The sequence below is a fragment of the Rhodococcus sp. LB1 genome, assembly GCF_001583455.1.
GTDB lineage: Bacteria > Actinomycetota > Actinomycetes > Mycobacteriales > Mycobacteriaceae > Rhodococcus_F > Rhodococcus_F opacus.
The window spans coordinates 98,503-115,151 of record NZ_LTCZ01000035.1; the positions used below are offsets into that span (position 1 = coordinate 98,503).

Annotated in this window: 17 protein-coding genes; 5 read left to right on the top strand and 12 right to left on the bottom strand. The window is 63.8% G+C overall.

Features of this window, described 5'->3' with window-relative positions; genetic code table 11:
* Positions 1–564: 564 nt before the first annotated feature.
* Positions 565–963, bottom strand: a complete 399-nt coding sequence (locus AZG88_RS55480; RefSeq protein WP_442971707.1) for a hypothetical protein — start codon at positions 961–963, stop codon at positions 565–567.
* Between AZG88_RS55480 and AZG88_RS55485 the strand changes: the two genes are divergently transcribed.
* A complete protein-coding gene (locus tag AZG88_RS55485) occupies positions 940–1,053 on the top strand; it encodes a WhiB family transcriptional regulator (RefSeq protein ID WP_442971706.1) in 114 nt (37 codons plus the stop codon). The genes AZG88_RS55480 and AZG88_RS55485 overlap by 24 nt on opposite strands.
* Positions 1,054–1,247: 194 nt before the next feature.
* Entirely contained in the window at positions 1,248–1,544 is a 297-nt protein-coding gene (locus AZG88_RS53395; RefSeq protein ID WP_050983324.1) for a hypothetical protein, read from the top strand.
* 501 nt (positions 1,545–2,045) lie between these two features.
* Here the strand turns inward: AZG88_RS53395 and AZG88_RS07145 are convergent.
* Positions 2,046–2,603, bottom strand: a complete 558-nt coding sequence (locus AZG88_RS07145) for an Lsr2 family DNA-binding protein (protein WP_061697351.1) — start codon at positions 2,601–2,603, stop codon at positions 2,046–2,048.
* Between the two features lie 194 nt (positions 2,604–2,797).
* Positions 2,798–3,232 carry an NAD(+)--rifampin ADP-ribosyltransferase gene (gene arr / locus AZG88_RS07150; protein ID WP_061697320.1) on the bottom strand — a complete coding sequence of 145 codons (435 nt, stop codon included), beginning with the start codon at positions 3,230–3,232 and terminating at the stop codon, positions 2,798–2,800.
* A 754-nt stretch (positions 3,233–3,986) separates the two neighbouring features.
* Between arr and AZG88_RS07155 the strand changes: the two genes are divergently transcribed.
* Together AZG88_RS07155 and AZG88_RS07160 are read left to right on the top strand one after the other, a co-directional pair.
* A complete protein-coding gene (locus tag AZG88_RS07155; protein WP_061697321.1) occupies positions 3,987–5,360 on the top strand; it encodes an MFS transporter in 1,374 nt (457 codons plus the stop codon).
* 42 nt (positions 5,361–5,402) lie between these two features.
* Entirely contained in the window at positions 5,403–6,332 is a 930-nt protein-coding gene (locus AZG88_RS07160) for a sugar phosphate isomerase/epimerase family protein (protein ID WP_061697322.1), read from the top strand.
* A gap of 93 nt (positions 6,333–6,425) precedes the next feature.
* Here the strand turns inward: AZG88_RS07160 and AZG88_RS07165 are convergent, their stop codons facing one another.
* Both AZG88_RS07165 and AZG88_RS07170 read right to left on the bottom strand, forming a co-directional pair.
* Positions 6,426–7,118 (bottom strand): GntR family transcriptional regulator, encoded by a 693-nt coding sequence (locus tag AZG88_RS07165; RefSeq protein ID WP_179443217.1) that lies wholly within the window; start codon positions 7,116–7,118, stop codon positions 6,426–6,428.
* 1 nt (position 7,119) lies between these two features.
* Positions 7,120–8,496: an MFS transporter gene (locus tag AZG88_RS07170; RefSeq protein WP_061697323.1), complete on the bottom strand. Its 1,377-nt coding sequence runs from the start codon at positions 8,494–8,496 to the stop codon at positions 7,120–7,122.
* A gap of 291 nt (positions 8,497–8,787) precedes the next feature.
* Here AZG88_RS07170 and AZG88_RS07175 point away from each other — a divergent pair, with 291 nt between their 5' ends.
* Positions 8,788–9,246: a hypothetical protein gene (locus AZG88_RS07175; RefSeq protein WP_025433389.1), complete on the top strand. Its 459-nt coding sequence runs from the start codon at positions 8,788–8,790 to the stop codon at positions 9,244–9,246.
* 67 nt (positions 9,247–9,313) lie between these two features.
* Here the strand turns inward: AZG88_RS07175 and AZG88_RS07180 are convergent, their stop codons facing one another.
* From AZG88_RS07180 to AZG88_RS07210, 7 genes are all read right to left on the bottom strand, one after another.
* Positions 9,314–10,066 (bottom strand): SDR family NAD(P)-dependent oxidoreductase, encoded by a 753-nt coding sequence (locus AZG88_RS07180; RefSeq protein ID WP_061697324.1) that lies wholly within the window; start codon positions 10,064–10,066, stop codon positions 9,314–9,316.
* Positions 10,063–10,371, bottom strand: a complete 309-nt coding sequence (locus AZG88_RS07185) for a YciI family protein (RefSeq protein ID WP_061697325.1) — start codon at positions 10,369–10,371, stop codon at positions 10,063–10,065. The genes AZG88_RS07180 and AZG88_RS07185 overlap by 4 nt, the downstream gene beginning before the upstream one ends.
* Position 10,372: 1 nt before the next feature.
* Positions 10,373–12,106 carry an FAD-dependent oxidoreductase gene (locus tag AZG88_RS07190; protein ID WP_061697326.1) on the bottom strand — a complete coding sequence of 578 codons (1,734 nt, stop codon included), beginning with the start codon at positions 12,104–12,106 and terminating at the stop codon, positions 10,373–10,375.
* A gap of 172 nt (positions 12,107–12,278) precedes the next feature.
* Complete coding sequence (locus AZG88_RS07195; RefSeq protein WP_061697327.1) at positions 12,279–13,040, bottom strand: IclR family transcriptional regulator; 762 nt, start codon at positions 13,038–13,040, stop codon at positions 12,279–12,281.
* Positions 13,041–13,058: 18 nt separating this feature from the next.
* The gene (locus tag AZG88_RS07200; protein ID WP_061697328.1) at positions 13,059–14,411 is read right to left on the bottom strand and encodes an MFS transporter; all 1,353 of its coding nucleotides are present in this window, start codon (positions 14,409–14,411) and stop codon (positions 13,059–13,061) included.
* Positions 14,412–14,553: 142 nt separating this feature from the next.
* Positions 14,554–15,831: a hypothetical protein gene (locus tag AZG88_RS07205; protein ID WP_061697329.1), complete on the bottom strand. Its 1,278-nt coding sequence runs from the start codon at positions 15,829–15,831 to the stop codon at positions 14,554–14,556.
* A gap of 120 nt (positions 15,832–15,951) precedes the next feature.
* Positions 15,952–16,605 carry a TetR/AcrR family transcriptional regulator gene (locus AZG88_RS07210; protein WP_061697330.1) on the bottom strand — a complete coding sequence of 218 codons (654 nt, stop codon included), beginning with the start codon at positions 16,603–16,605 and terminating at the stop codon, positions 15,952–15,954.
* Between the last annotated feature and the right edge of the window lie 44 nt (positions 16,606–16,649).

The following is a 16,649-nucleotide window of genomic DNA, read 5'->3' on the forward strand; positions in this document are numbered from 1 at the left end:
GCATGGCACGAATGTTATAGGCGCAAACTGCTCACTCCCTGCGAGAAAGCTGGGTGGTTCCTGCAAGTGATTGTCAAGGCATAACCTAGATGATGCAGAGGATCTCGGCGGATTCAACCTCGGGGTAGTCGTGATGCCGTTCTCTTCTGCTGATCAGTCGAACTGGTCACTACGCGGTGGCAAGAATCAGTCTCGCGACGATGGCAAGAGCGTGCACCCCGGCCCATCGACGAATGCACCGACCACACCCCTGAATCGGTCGGTAGTGTCAGTGCGCTGAACTCGGTCAGGCTCAGGCCTGCTCGCAGCTCACACGCCCATTCCACGTGGGTTATGACGAGGCGAATGAGCTGTTCATCCGACGAGGGACACGCGATCAGTATCTCTCGCAGTATCTCTCGACTCCTGCTGCGGCCCACATCTTGAAGGTCGTCGGTGCTCTCGGCTCGCGCGAGTGCGCGACCAAGCTCGGCCACGCGAGTGTCGACGTCCCGCCACGTGGCAACGGCTTCCGTTTCCGGTACCACGAGCGCGACGGAGTTCTTGATGCTCTCGAGAGCAGTTCTACTGTTGGGCAACGGCCGCGGGTACAGCCCAGTCCGCGACTAGATCATTAACTGACGTCGGCGTTGCCCAGGTCGGCAGCCTCTTCCACAGCCCGTTCCACACGCCGAGGTTCTCGTATGGAATCGGGTCTTTCAGCTTCAGCGTGGCCATGAGGCGGAGAAACTTGCGACGATTCTGCTTGTACTGCAGATCATTTTCAGTCAGTTGTTGAGAGCCGTCCGTACTCGCGTGGACTAGAAGTCCGACCTGAGCGTCAAGCAACGCGAGGGCCTCAAGCATGGGAACGGATCTGTTCTCTCCCCCGAAGGTGAAACGCAGGAGGCCTGGCGGTACCGGGAAAGCTTCGCCACCCGGATCTGCCAGACCTGTCCGGTGCTCGAGCAATGCCGTACGCACGCGCAGACGGTGCGCGAGCCGTTCGGGATCTGGGGTGGTACCACGGAGTCCGAGGTCGGTACGGTGACGACGTCAGGCCCGGGTCGGTGAAGGCGGACGCCGCCGCTGGTGGGCGCACAAACCCATCCTGCCGGAGGGACGCCTGACGATCTCCGGCACCCCGGGCCGGGAAGACGCCACCGGCAGACGTCGTCATCGTCGACGGTCCGATGACTCCTCCGCGAGGCGGCGTCAGAAGGTGGGGAACAGTCCGAGGAATCTGCCGAGCACCAGACCGATCGGGAATGGGACGGGAGCACGCCGGGAAACTCCGCTTCACGATGTGGCTGTTCCCCTACCTGTCAGTCGTGGCCGCGGCCGGCATCATCGCGGTACTCGTGTCGATGTTCTTCGTCGACTCCACACGATCGCAGATCATCCTGAGCCTCGGCGCTCTCGGCGTGACCTTGCTCGCCTACCGGTCACGCAGATGGTGGTCGGATGACAGCACGACGCGCACCCCGAACGGGCCTAGTGCACAGCCGATCGCTCCCGACGCCAGGGCACGCCACACGGCGCTGAACGAAGAAGTTCCCAGCTGACAATCCTCGTTCCGCGAGCGGGCGGTGACCCCCGGCGAACAGACGCCGCGGGTCACCGCTTCCGGGCGTTGCTCCGGCACCTGTCCTGCGTTGCTTCGGCACCGGGAGAAGTCAGAGGAAAGCCGCCGACGCCTTCCCCGGCGTCAGCGGCTCCTCATCCCTTGCGGGAACGCTACGCAATGTAGGTCTTACCCGGTCAAGGGGTGACAGTGACAGTGACGCCATATCGCCTCTCGGCAAGTGGTCGCTCGCAGCGACTTTTCTGGTGTGGTACCCGGGGTATGCGCGCCACCGTCAGCCAGTTCAACAGCGGGCGATCCAGTGGTATTCCGAAGCGGGCGGTCCTTCATCTCGGACTCGAACACATGCCGGCGTCCGTCACAGCCCGCTGCACACGCACGCTTCACGGTCTCGAGGCTTCGGAGAGCTTGCCGGCAGGGCGTTCTTCGCTCTGCCGACGTCACCACGCCCGTGCGCCGATCGTCGGCCGCCGCTCGGTCGTCAGTGGGCGTCGCGGAAAGCCTGCTCGATGTCCGCGGGTATCCGGCCGCGCGAGGAGATCTCGTAGCCCTGCTGGACTGCCCATTCCCGGACTTCCTTGGCCGTGCCGCCGCCCCGGGGTCGTGGAGTGCGGGGACGGCGCCTCGGCCGTTCCTCCTCCTCGGGCTGCTCGGTCTCTTCGCCTTCGTCGTTCTCGCCCGTCGCCTCGGGCTGCTCGTCTCCTTCGTCCTCTGTGGACTCGTCACCCGCAGGTTCTTCCTCGCTCTTTTCCGCCTCGACAACGTGGAGGTCGTGGTTCTCGCCCGACCTCCGCCTGGTGCCGGCCTCCTCGGCCACGCCACCCACGAGGTGTCCGGCGCTCGACTGGAGCCGGTTGTTCAGCGAATCGATGCGCGAACTGGTCGCGGTGACCGCCGCGGCTTTCGCGGCGGTCATCAGCTCTCCCCGAATAGACTCGGTCAGCTTGGCGACCTCCGGGGAACTCGCGAGCTTCGCGGTCCAGCCCCTCAGTAGAAAGCCGGCCCCGACCGCCACCACCACATGACCTCTGGTTTTCATCGCCCTCACCCGCAGTTGCCGAGTTGTCACCCCGCACCTCGGCGTCGGTGGGCGGCGAAATACATCATGGAACCGTTCCCGGCGGCGGTGCGTAAGCCGTGTTTACCCCAGACAGGGACGCTTAATCATCATCACCTGGCGCTCACAGGAGACCAACGCCAAACGCCCGCCCACTCGATCGGCGCGTCCGGGATCTAGTCGTAGATAACGGCAAGTCCCCGGCGCTCGAGGTCCGCCAGACCGTCCCGCATGGCTTGAAGCTGTTCGGGCGAATGCCCCACCCAATCCGTGATCTCGCCGACAATTCTCACGGGCTCCCGTGTGCGGTAGGAGCGGGTCGGATTTCCGGGAAATTTCTTGTCCGTGACGTTGGGGTCGTCCTCCAATACGCCTTCCGGCTCCACTACGTAGATGCGACCTCTGCCCTCGCCTGTAGCCAACTCAGCTCCCCACACTGCGGCATCCAATGTCTGCGTCACATAAACGTGGTTCGCGAGGCGCCCTACCCCGTAATTCGACAGGTACCCGGGCACCAGCACATCACCCACTGAAAGGTCCGCCTTGGTGCCGTGAAGGAGCGCACCCGACTCGTGCACTTCGAAAGGTTTCGTCACAACAACCCCATCCATTGTTCTTGTCAGACGATTGTGCAGCACGTCAGGGGCCTTGCCGCAAGCCCCACTCACCGCCATATAGTGAGCGTGGGAGAACACGTAATCGGAGTTTCTGCCGTCGGCACAGGTACAAACTCGAGCATGAGTTCGGGGTGCTCACCGAAGTAGTTGTATCCGCGGAATCGCTCTGTGGTGCCTTCGATCCAGAACTCTCGGGGTGGCGTACACCGTCGCCACCAAAGGACCTCAAATCCGACGCATCCCGGACATGACGCGCTCACATCGCATGGAACGGCGCCGGAGTGAAGACGGCAGCGTCGCTACTCCATCGGGATATGAATGTAATTGTCGGCGCAGCACTCTCGAATCTCGGACAGGGTGACCTGCGATGTTCAACCCGGCATCGAACTTCAGCACGGATCCTCGCTGCGGTGCCTGTCGGCACGAATCCGAGGTGGTAGTCAAGGTGCAGGTTCTGCGCGGCCCATCGAATGTATCTCTGATGTAAATATTCCAACCAGGGGTTGTGCGATCTGTGATCACATCCTAGTCTGATCTACGAGACGCACATCACATCAAGACTCAGCACACCCGCACGGCAGCGGCTTCGGAGGGAGCAGCTCCCGTTCGACACCCGAAGTCTCGCCTCCCTCCGCATCGCCGGTACCACTTGGTCTGACGCCTCCCGAGGCCACATTCACCACTTCGTGAGCCCCGGGATTCCTCGCATCCCACCGACGTCTATACCTCTGTCACCTAGGAGATCGATATGACAACCAATCCGTTGGACGACGCACCGTTGTCCAGCTTCCACAAGAAGCTCGCGGTGTTCTCCTCGGGAGGGCCGTTCCTTGATGGTTACGTGCTGTCCATCATCGGCGTTGCGATGGTGCAGTTCGCCGATCAACTGAGTCTGTCATCGATCGAACAGGGCCTGGTGGGCGCATCATCGCTGGTCGGGATCTTGCTCGGTGCCTATGCCGGCGGATGGTTGACAGACAAGTTCGGTCGAGAGATTTTGTTCACGATCGACCTGATCGCCATCATCGTGTTCTCGGTGGCCCAGTTCTTCGTTCAGGACGTCGTCTGGTTGATCATCCTGCGACTGTTGATCGGTATGGCTGTGGGCGCGGATTATCCAATCGCGACTTCGCTACTCACCGAGTTCACGCCACGTAAATATCGCGGCCCGTTCCTCGGCGCATTCGTTGCGATGTGGTTCGTCGGCGCGGCAGCTGCTTACGTCGCTGGTGAAATCCTGGCGCGAATCGGAAACGACGATGCATGGCGCTGGATGCTCGCCAGTGCAGCGATACCGGCGATTTTGATTGTCGTCGCCCGAGTCGGCACACCGGAATCCCCCCGCTGGCTCATCAGCAAAGGAAGAATCGACGAAGCGAACGAGGTCCTGCGAAAAGTCTTCGGACCACACGTCAGCATCGCAGACTTGCCCGAAGAAGAGGGATCGAACGTCAGCGTCAAGGATCTGCTGCGATCGGGTTACGGCAAGCGGATGGCCTTCATCACCTTGTTCTGGACATGTTCGATCGTCCCCCTGTTTGCCGTCTATGCCTTTGCCCCCGCCATTCTCGGTGCACTCAAGCTCGAGGGCGACGCAGCGCACTTCGGATCGGCGTTCATCACAATCTTGTTCCTTGTCGGTTGCGTCGTTGCACTGCTGCTAGTGAACCGGATGGGCAGGCGGCCACTTCTCATTCACAGCTTCCTCTGGTCCGGACTCGCGCTGCTGATCCTCGGATTCTTCCCCGAGGCACCGTCGACGATCATCATGGCGCTGTTCGCGGTGTATGCAGTAGTCATCGGTGGCAGTCAGATCCTGCAGTGGGTGTACCCGAACGAGCTGTTCCCCACAGAGATTCGTGGTTCGGCTGTCGGTATGGCGTCGTCGCTCAGCCGTATCGGAGCAGCAATCGGAACGTTCCTGGTGCCACTGTCACTCACCGGTCTGGGGATCGGTCCCACCATGCTGATCGCCGCAGCTATCACCATCATCGGCGCAGCTCTCTCGCATTTCATGGCACCTGAGACCCGCGGGCTCACTCTCGCTCAGAGCGCCGGTCTGACCTTTGAGGCCGATGCGAAAGCAGCCGCGTCCTCGAAGACCGCACTGTCGCGAAGCTAGAAGCCGAACCGGTCCTCAACAGGTCGTACAAGGAGATTTCCCATGGGCATCGTCAAGAACGACGATCGGAAGTTCAAGCTCGGTATGCACTCGTACACGCTCCACCTGAACGGCTGTGGTGAGAGTTGGGGGTTCAAGCAGGATTACGAATTCGAGAAGAAGATCGACTTGTATCAGATGATGGACCTTGCGGTGGAGTGGGGATTGGACGTCCTGCACATCACATTGGTCGATCTCGACAACGACGTCAGCGCCGAACACCTAGCCCAGGTCAGTGCGGCCGCACGCAATCGCGACCTCGAGCTCGAGTTGAATGTGTCGATCAACGCACCCTGCGATCCACGTGTGAACGCTTCAGTCGAAGCGGCATTGAACATCGGGCATGCCATCGGTGCGCAACTGGTGAAGTTCAGTTTGGACATAGAGCGTCCTAAACCGATTTACGGTTCCTGCATGCATCCCGATGTGGTCGTTCAGCTCGCGGAGCGCGTACGTGAGTTCCAGAAGAATATTCCACTCATCGAGAAGTGCGGAATGAAGATCGCGCTCGAGAATCACTGCGATCTGTTCGCCGACGAGGTCATTTGGGTCGTCGAGCAGTTGCACCACCCTCTGATCGGCGCATGCCTCGACACCATGAACTCGCTGGTGCTGATGGAAGGTATCGAAGAATGCGTGAAGAAGATGGCGCCGTATGCCTATTGCTGTCATTTCTGTGACATCGAGATCGTCGTCGATGCCGATGGCACTCATTCCATTGGCACAGCGATCGGGCAGGGCGACATCGATTGCGTGAAGCTGATCCAAGAATTACGTGCGAATGCACCCCAGGCTCTCGACACGATCATCTTCGAGATCGAGCTTCCGATGAACGGTCGGCCCATCGAAGAAGGACGCGAACTCGAATTGCAGGCTGCCAAGGAGAGCATCGACTACATGCGGAGCGTCCTGAACGTCGGCGTGAAGCAATAGAGTCGCGGGCTGAGACGTGGGGTACGTGGTGCGGCCGCATCACGTACCCCACGTGGTCGTATGAACGCAAGGAAAAATTGTTGCTGTACACCGCTATTCGGCGACGGTTTCCGATGCCAGAAGTGCTTTGATACGGTCCGTCGCGTCGACCAGCGAGGAGTCGTTGACCGCAGCAGCAGCCTTACCGTCATTCTTCCGGGCGGCAGCGATCAGGTCCCGCTGATACCGCCACAACGACTCGTCGACAATGGAGTTCAAGGTTCCTTGCGCACCCACGATCTTGTAGGCACGGCAATGGTTCCATAGGTTTCGAATCGTCTGCAGAAGCACAGGATTCGCCGCAGCGGTGTAGAGAATCGACAACAACGCCTCGTCGTGGTCAAGGTAGGCGACGACACGTCCTTCGCTGATCGCGGCCCGCATCGAGTCGTATTCGTGCTGCATCCTGTCGCAGTCCGCGGTGGAAATCCGCTCGGCGCCTAGTCGCGCGGCCTCGACCTCGAGGAGGAGGCGTACGTCGTAGACATGCACCAACTCCGCGAGTGTCAGGCCCTTCACGACCGCGCCCCTGTGCGGGACGCGTTCGGCCAGTCCGGCTTCCTCCAGCCGTCTGATTGCCTCGCGCACCGGCATGACGCTGGTTCCGACCTGGTCGGCGAGATCGCGTATGCGCAGACGGGAGCCGGTCGGCAACTCGCCGTTCATGATTGCCTCGTGAATCGTCGCGTAGACCTGATCGGTCAGCAGTGTCGACTCGGCGCGCTTGGATATGACCACGGAACACATATTAGCCCTGCTCACCCCTGCCACAGACGGGTACGGGTTCAGAGTGTGACTGTTCCGGGGCGGACAGTCCCGAACTCTCGGACAACGACAATCCCCGAGTTTCGGGGGCCCACACGACCGAGATCACTGCACCGAAAGCTGTGATCGCGGCACCGAGGAGCATGGTCGTACCGACTCCCAGCGACGTAAGCGAAACTGGCACCAAATAGGTGCCGATCGCAGCTCCGATTCGGCTGAGCGAGGTAGCGAGGCCGTTGGCCGAGCTTCGAATTTCAGTGGGAAACAGCTCGTTCGGATAGACCTGCTGCATGATCTGAGTCCCACCGATGAAGATGGCGTATGCAAGGAACAGGGCCATGACCGTCACTGTCGACGAGTTCGGGAACAGACCGAGAATCACCAGCGCGATCGCCGACCACAGGAAGCTGTGGATCATGAGTGGACGACGTCCGATCTTGTTGACCAAGGAGGCAGCAACGATGCATCCCACCATGAACGTCACAGTGATGACGGCGGAGCCTATCTGCTCCATGCCGTTCCCGAAACCAAGATCGTCGAGGATGGCTGGAGCGAATGCATAGACAGCGAAGAGAGGAACGATCGAGGCGGTCCAGTATGCCGTGACGAACAGCAACCGGCCTCCGTAGCCGGACCGTAGGAGGGCACGAAGATCGACGTTTGTTGCCCGCTCGTCGGGAATGTCCTCGACAGTGACATCAGGCCCGAATGCTTTTCGCAAGGCGTCGTTCGCACGGTCGATCCGGCCGTTGCTGGTGAGCCACCGAGGAGATTCCGGTGTCCCAGCTCGTGCAAGCAAGAAGAGCACGGCAGGAGCAGCGGCGCTCACGAGCATCCAGCGCCAGCTGTTTTCGCCGAGCTGTGTCAGTAATTGTCCGCACACGTACGCGGCGGCGGCACCGACGAACCACATGACGACGAAGTAGCCGAGAATGGGCCCCCGATGCTTGTTCGGTGAGAACTCGGTCAACAGTGACGTTGCGATTGGATAGTCGGCCCCGATGGCTACACCTATGAGAACCCGAAGTACGAGCAGCAATACGAACTCGTCCACGAAGACCTGGAGTACTGAAAGGGCAGCGATCGAGCCGACGGTCACCGTATACGGGATTCTTCGACCGAATAGGTCGGAGATACGGCCACCTAGGATGCCCCCGACGAAGATGCCCAACATCGACGAGATCCCGACAACGCCTTGCTCCGCGGTGGTCAACCCCCACTCGGTGGACAAATGCACCATTGCGACCCCGATGATCGACAACACGTAACCGTCGAGGAATGGACCGCCCGAAGCGGAGAACGCAAGCCGCTTGTGGAATGCGGACAGCGGGGCATCGTCGAGAGCGTTTGTCGTCGTCATCGAGTGTGTCCTTGTCGAAGTAGGCCTTCGCAGTCGTCGAACCCCGGTGAACTTTCGATTTCCGAGGGCATCCAGATTAGATCACAGATCACACTGGAGGTGTGCCACGCCCCATTGGCGCAATGGTTGGACTCGTCGATCACAGGGCATAGATCCGCGAGGTCGCCGAACGCGGGGGAGACTCGGGCGATCATCAGTGACGTACGCGCGAGAGCAGATCTCGCTACGGGACTTCGGTGCGCAGACGCGAAGCCATTGCACACCCATGCGAGGTCGAACGAAGATGGAACGGTGATCATCGAACGCAGCTCGGTCGTCGGCGCACCGATCGGGCAGGTGTGGGCGAGGGTCGTCGACCCGGAGGGGATCAACGATGAAATGCGTCCGTGGATGACGATGAGCATCCCGCGGGGTCGGGAATCGATCACCATCGACTCGGTCCCGATCGGCGAACCGCTCGGGCGAGCGTGGCTGCGGCTGTTCGGGCTCGTCCCGTTCGACTACGACGATCTGACCATCGCCGAACTCGAACCGTGTCGGCGGTTCCACGAGAAGTCGACAATGCTCAGCATGCGCCGGTGGGAGCACGAACGCACGCTGCGGCCATTCGACGACGGGAGCACCGGCGTCCACGACCGGATCACGTTCGAGCCGAGGCTGCCGCTGGTGCCGCTGACGCCGGTGCTCGCCCGCGTCCTGGGCGCGTTCTTCGCGCACCGGCATCGCCGTCTGGTGCGGCACTTCGATTGACGTCCGCGCCCAATGTCACACCGGTGCAGTCGGACCGAACGCGTGTGACATTGGGCGACACGAAAGGTCAGTGCGCCGTGTACCCACCGTCGACGACGAGTTCGGTGCCGGTGGTGAAGCCGGACTCGTCCGAGGCGAGGTAGAGCACCCCGTACGCGATCTCGTCGGGTTCCCCCTGCCGCGGGAGGGGGTTGCCCGAGACGAGCTGGCGGTAGTACTCCTCCGGGCCGATCGCGCTGCCCTCGGCCGACCGCTGACTCATCGACGTCCGCATCGACCCGGGGTGGATCGAGTTGACGCGAATTCCGTGCGGCCCGTAGGTGACGGCGTCCGCCTTGCTGAGCAGTCGCACAGCACCTTTCGACGCGTGATACAGCGGGACGTTGGAGCCTCCCGTCAACCCGTGGATCGACGAGAAGTTCACGATGCTGCCCTTCTTCCGACCGATCATGTGGGGCACGACGTACTTGGTGGCCAACCAGACACCCTTGACGTTGACGTCGAAGATCTGGTCGAACTCGGCGACCGACGCCTCGTGCGACGGCGCGGGCCTGCCGATGATGCCGGCGCAGTTGACCAGGACGTCGGGAACACCCACGGTATCCACCACTGCAGCGACGGCCTCGGCGACGCCGGTCTCGTCGGTGACGTCGACCGCGAACGACGTGATCGTCGCCGAATCCCACGGCGCATCCGGCACTTTGAGGTCGAGGGCCGCAACAAACGCCCCCTCTCGTGCGAGCATCCGCGCGGTCGCGCCGCCCAGATCACCGTTCGCCCCCGTGACGACGGCGACCTTCCCTGCCACTCGACCCGTCATGACCTACCTCCCACTGCTGCGACGGCCCACGGGCCGATCATCGGAATCCACTCGGTGATGTCGTACGACGCGACGAACCCGTGCGTCCGGAACGGGTCGCCCTCGACGACGTCGACGACGTCCTGCTTGCCGGCGGCCTCGTAGATCATGGCCGCGCCGGGGTCTTCTCCTGCCGCGAACGGTCCGGACCCGAGGATCAGTCCGCGGTCGGCGGCGGCCTGCAGGTGGCTTTTGTGTTCGGGACGGTGCTCGTCCCGGCCGGCCGTGTCGCCGGTGTATGCGTAACGGACGAGGAAGAACGGCACGTCAGACCTCTTCCAGGACGGTCGCCGCGGCGGATTCGCTGCGCAGCGATGCGAGGACCTCGGCGTCCCGGCCGATGGTGTATCCGAAGACGAGGGCGGGCCCGATGTTGGCGCCGTAGCCAGGGTAGCCGCCGCCGAAGATGCTCACGGCCGCGGAACCGGCGGCGAACAGGCCGGGGATCGGCTGGTTGTCGTCGTCGAGGACCTGGCTGTGCCGGTCGACGGCCAGGCCGGAATAGGCGCCGAGGTCTCCCATCTCGATCTTCGCGGCGTAGTACGGCCCCTTGTCGAGCGGCTCGAGGTTCGGGTTGGGCTGGTGCTCCATGTCGCCCTTGAAGTGGTGGAACCAGTTGGATCCGCGATTGAACTTCGGGTCCTCGCCCTTGGCGGCTCCCGCGTTGAACTCGGCGAGGGTCTTCTTCAGCCCGGCGGCGTCGACGCCGATCTCGAGGGCGAGTTCCTCGACCGTGCCTGCCTTGTGGAGAAATCCGGTCTTCTTGAAATAGCCCTGTGGGATCGGCCACGGCTTGGCGTAGCCGATGCCGTACTTGTTCATGGCTTTCGAGTCGGCGATGATGTAACCGAATGTCTCGTCCTGACCGGCGTTGTCCTGAATCATCGCCATGCCGAAGTCGTGGTAGGAACTCGACTCGTTGGCGAAACGTTCACCCTTGCGGTTCACCGCGATCAGTCCGGGGAGCCCGAACGCCCGCAGGTGCGGGAAGATCCGCTGCTGTCCGCGCAGACCGGTGAACACCGTCACCGGGGCCCACGCGGCCGGCTCGTGGACGTCGGTGTCGACGTGCCCGCCGAGCGGCGCGGCCAGGCGCACATTGTCGCCGTCGTGCCCGACCGTGGGAGTGAAGTGGTTGTCCCCGTGCGGATCATGACCCCAGTACTCGGCTCGCAGCGCCGGATCCGAGGAGTAGCCGCCGGCTGCGATGACAACGCCGAGCCGCGCCTCGACCGTTCCCGCGTGCACTCCCCCGAGCACCGCCCCGGTGACGACCCCGTTCTCCGACTGCACAATCTTCGTCACCGGCGTCTCGGTCCACATCCGGATGCCGAGCTTCGCGGCGGACGACACCATCCGCACCATGAGCGAATTGCCGTTGGTCCGGTCGAACGATCGGCGGCAGAGGACCGTCTCGACCCAGGTCTTGAGAAGCTTCTTCGACACGTAGGCGAACGATTTCCACGACTGGTTGGCGTGGAGGAACTGGGCGATGTCGGGCCCGACCTCCGGCATGTAGCCGAACACGGTGTAGGTGTCGAGGTAGGGGCGCAACCGCAACCGGTTCTCGCCGAGGGTGCGCGCGTCGACGACCTTGCCCGAAATCGCGCGTCCCGACGGCTTCGCGCCCGGCGCGTCCATCTGATAGTCGGGAGCCATTTCCGGATAGACGAATTCGACGTCGGTGTCGCGCTCGAGCCAGTCGATGGCCTCGGGCACCTCGTCGAGGAACGTGTCGACCATCTCGGCCTTGTAGCAGTCCTTGGCAAGTGCGCGGATGTAGGTTTCGATGTCCTGACGGGTGTCACCCTGCGCGACGCCCTGCTTGTTGCCGGGCACCCACGCCCAGCCTCCTGAGATCGCGGTGGTGCCGCCGAGCCACTGCGACTTCTCGGCGACGATGACGCTGTGCCCCTCGCTCGCCGCCTTGAGTGCGGCGGCCATGCCTGCGGCCCCGGATCCGATGACCAACAGGTCGCATTTGACAGTTTTCGAGCTCATGCTTGGACCTTCCCTGGAGAGTCGGCACTCGATCAGGCATCGGCGAACATTCTGGTGTGCAGTGACTTTCGGATCGCGATGCGTGATCGGTGACGGTGTGTTCGTGACAACCACTCTGACCGACCCGAGACCCGAGTCACAGCGCGACTCCAATGGATGGAAAGGGTTTCTGTCAGTGCCGCGATCCGCGCGTCATCGCCCGGGTGATGCCGCGCGACGCCGTCGTCAGCGCCGCGACCACCGACTGCGAGTTGGCCTGATCGTGCGGTATGACGACGGACAGGGCGGCGATCACCCTGCCGCCGTCGGTGTCCCGCACGGGCACAGCGACTCCCGTCGCTCCGGGTGTGATCAGACCTGCGGCTACCGCGAAGTGCTGGTGCCGGACCTCGGCGAGAAGACGTCGCATCTGCTCGGGATCGGTGACCGTGGCGTCGGTGTAGCGCTCGAGCGGCTGCGACAGCAGTTCGTCCTGCACGTCGCGGGAGGCGTTCGCCATCAGGACCAGACCGGACGAGCAGGCATGCACCGGCAGACGCCCGGCGATCTTGGTGACGTTGACGACGGACCCGCGCGTGGAGAGCCGTTCGACGAACAGCACCTCGTTGCCGTCGAGGATGCCCAGCTGGGTGTGTTGTTTGATCGCGGCGTTCACGTCTTCCATGAACGGCATCGCGGCTTCGCGCAGGCTCAGGGTGTGCGAGCCGCGGGACCCCAGTTCCCACATCCGCACGCCGATGCTGATGCGGGTGTCGTTGCGTTCGAGGAGTCGGTACTTCACGAGTTCCCCGACAATGCGGTGCGCCGTCGCGGCGGGGAGGTCGGACCGACGCGCGATGTCGGACACCGACAGGGACGGTGTGTCCGCGTCGAATGAGGACAAGACCCTCACGACTCGGGCAGTGACCGATTCTCCTGTCGGTGTCCGTGACATCGCCCTATTGTCCTCCGGCTACTCCCGAGGGGTCGACGGACGCCCGAGTTCGGCCAGCGGCACCCGGTACGTCTCACGGGCGGTGAAGGCGGCGACGGACGAGACCAGCATGCAGAGGGCAGTGAACACCGCCACGGGGACCCACGCGTTCACCCCGGTACCGAGCAGCGCCCAGCCGATCGCCGGGGCGAAACCGGCGATGAGGAAGCCGATCTGCGTACCGACCGCGAAACCGGAGTAGCGCACGGGCGCCGCGAACATCTCGGTGAAGAAGCTCGGCCACAGGCCGTTCACCATCGAGTAGAACAGCGTCATCGTGAGCAGCGCGGCGAGGAAGATCAGTGGAATGGAGCCGACGGAGATGGCCCAGAAGTACCCGAAGATCGTCACGGCGCACCCGAGGGCGCCGGTGATCCAGACGGGGCGGCGTCCGACGCGGTCCGACAGCTTGGCGAGCAGCGGGATCGCGACGATGGAGCCCGCGATCGACACGGACGACGCCCACAGCATCGTGGTGCGGTCGATGCCGACGTCGGGTCCGGTGGCGTAGGCGAGCCCGAAGACCGTGAACACGGTCTGCCCGACCGCGAACAGCGAGCAGAGCGCGATCCGCAAGACGTCCCGCCACTGGGTGGTCACGACGGTGACGACCGGCAGCTTCTGCACTTCCGCGTGCTCGCGTGACTCCTCGAACACCGGGGTCTCGTCGAGCTTGGTGCGCACGAAGTAGGCCACCACGAGCATCACCGCGCTGCACCAGAACGGAATTCGCCAACCCCAGCTGTCGAGTTGATCTTTCGGCAGCGCGGCCACGGGAATGAAGACGAGGGTCGCGAGGACCATCCCGGCGGCATATCCGGTCATCGTGAAGCTGGTGAAGAACGCCCGCCGCCCCTCGGGTGAGTGCTCGAGCGTGAGGGTGCTGGCTCCGGCGGCCTCACCGCCCGCGGAGAACCCCTGCGCGAGGCGGCACAGCACGAGGAGTATCGGGGCGGCGATGCCGATCTGCTCGTACGTGGGCAGGAATCCGATCGCGAGACTGGACAGACCCATGATGAGCAGGGTCAGCAGCAGAATCTTCTTGCGGCCCAGCTTGTCTCCGAAATGTCCCAGCACTATTCCGCCGACGGGCCGGGCCACGTAGCCCACGCCGAACGTCGCGAGCGCGGCGACCGTGCCGATCGCGTCGTTGCCGGCCGGGAAGAACGTGTGCCCGAAGACGAGGGCGGCGGCGGATCCGTAGATGAAGAAGTCGTAGTACTCGAGCGCACTGCCGAGGAACGACGCGAGCGCCGCCTTCTTCGGCGTCTTCGCGACCTCGGTGGGTGTCGCGGTCGTCGGGCTGTCGTGCGTGACGGCGGATACGTTCATCGACTCTCCTGCGATCGGGCCTGGCGTGGTGTGACACAACGTGCCAACCGCGCCTACGCGTGCGCAACGTCACATCCATCCATTGGAAACCCGGCCTCGTGCCCCGGACGTCCCGTTCGTCCGGGAACGGCAACCACTACCGCTACGGATGCGCCGGGGACAACTCCCAGCCGGTGCTCATGTCGCGGGCGAGGTCGGGCACCCGCCGCAGCACCCGCTGGCTCTCGACGAAGTCGCGGAACGGGATGGCCAGCAGGGCCCGCAACTCGCCCGGACGAACCTCGGCCAGCCGCTGGTAGGACGACGCGATGTCACTGACGATGTACTGCCAGCGCGGTTCGCGATCGGCCCAGTTGAAACCGGGCAGGGGCGTGCGGAGACGGTAGGCCGAGCCGTTCACGTCGCAGTCGACCGCCATCGGCACAACCTGTCCCGGTGCCCGCGAACCGGGAACCGAGGGTTGCGCCGCGAGTGTGGTGGCGTACGTGAGCGCGCGGCCGACGCCGTCACGGGCTGCCGCGGTGACGTCCCACTGATCGGCGATGATCTGATTCTGCTCGCGCGACGCCATCCGGAACAGCGCGTCCGCGTACCCGGCCTGAGTGCCGGAGAAGATGCCGTTCCATGCGATCTCGGCGTTCTCGTCGAGCAGTCCGGCGGCGGCCATCTCCTCCACAGCGGCCCTGCCCTCGTTCAGGTACGCCTCGTGCATGGGCACCATGTCGAAGTAGATGTGCTTCTGCATCATCAGCAGGCGCTTCTGATACCAGTCCACGTCCTCGGCGGTCATCGCCGGGCCGACGGTCGCGAGCGTTCTCGGGTCCGCGGGCAGGAGCGCCATCGCCTCGCCGGGCAACCCACGGACCGTGGACGCGACAGCGTTGCCGAGCGTGTGGACGGCATCGACTCCGAGCACAGTCCGGCCGAGGTCGAGGTCCCAGAAGCCGGCGGCGAACGAACCTCCCGCCAGCCCGGCCATCCCGGACCAGTAGAGCTCGGCGCGTTGGAGTTGGTACCGGCCGTAGTTCTCGTAGACCCGGTCGACCACCGCGGCGTTGGCGATCAGCCCCGCGTTCGGATCCCACGCGGCCAGGTCGATGCCGGACGCCTCGGATCCACGAGCGAGCCAATACTGTTGCAGAAGGGCGGAATACCGCTTCGGAGCGACACCGTCGGAGCGGGCGGCCGCCAGCGCGGCGCCGAGGACAGCGGACTCGGTGGGCAGCCGGGGGTCGAGTCCGCCGATCGACTCCGCTGCCGCGTTCGCCGGCGTGATGTCGAGCAGGCCCTCGTAGCCGGCGGCGTGCGCGAGGAGCGATGCCGGCGTCGCGAGGGCGGCCACCCCGAACAGCGCGACGAGCACCGCGCGGATGGTCGTGTTGCGGACCCACGGTGATCGGCAGTGCACAGCACTGGGCATGTCAGGTATTTAACAACATATATGTGTTGGCGTCAGGGGTTTGCCCGGATTGCCGCCGGCGCACGCAATCCCAGGTCAGCGCATGTGAGTGGCAAAGCGTGCGCCCGGACGCCGCGCCACTCACATGGGCTGGGGACCGAGCTGCCCCAGGACGGCCGAAAGGATGGTGTGCGCGCTGCCGATGACGGACTCGATCGGCTGCGGGTTCTCCGACAGCACCCATTGCTGGGCGATCATCAGGACGGCTCCCACCAGGCCGGTCGCGAGGGTGCGCAGGTGGAAGTCGGGAAACGCGGTCCGGTCGACGGCCGGGCCGATGACGACGAGAACGGCGTCCACGAACGACAGGGTGACGCGGCGGTAGGCGTGGTCGACCTCCGGCCCGACGCCGAGGACCTCCTGGAATGCGATCCGCGGGATCCGCGGGTCGTCGGCGACGGATCGGAAGAACGCGGTCAGCGCACCGCGAACCCGTGCGTCGAGATCGGTGCCGCCCTCCCCCGCACCGCGCAGGACGCTGTCCCGCAGGCGGTCGGTCACGCTCGCGTACGCGGCCAGGAGCAGGGCCTCGCTGTCGTCGAAGGACTCGTAGAAGTAGCGCTTGGTGAGCCCGGCGGTCGAACAGATCTTCTCCACTGTCGCGGACCGGTATCCGCTGGTCCCGAACACTTCGACGGCCGCGTCGACGAGGCGCACGCGGCGCTCTTCCTGACGCTGACGCGGACCCGCACCGCGGTAGGTGCGGCCCGTTCCGTCGAGCTTGGGCGAACTCACGCCCCCATATTGACACCGCACAGTTCCAGATACAAACTGACACC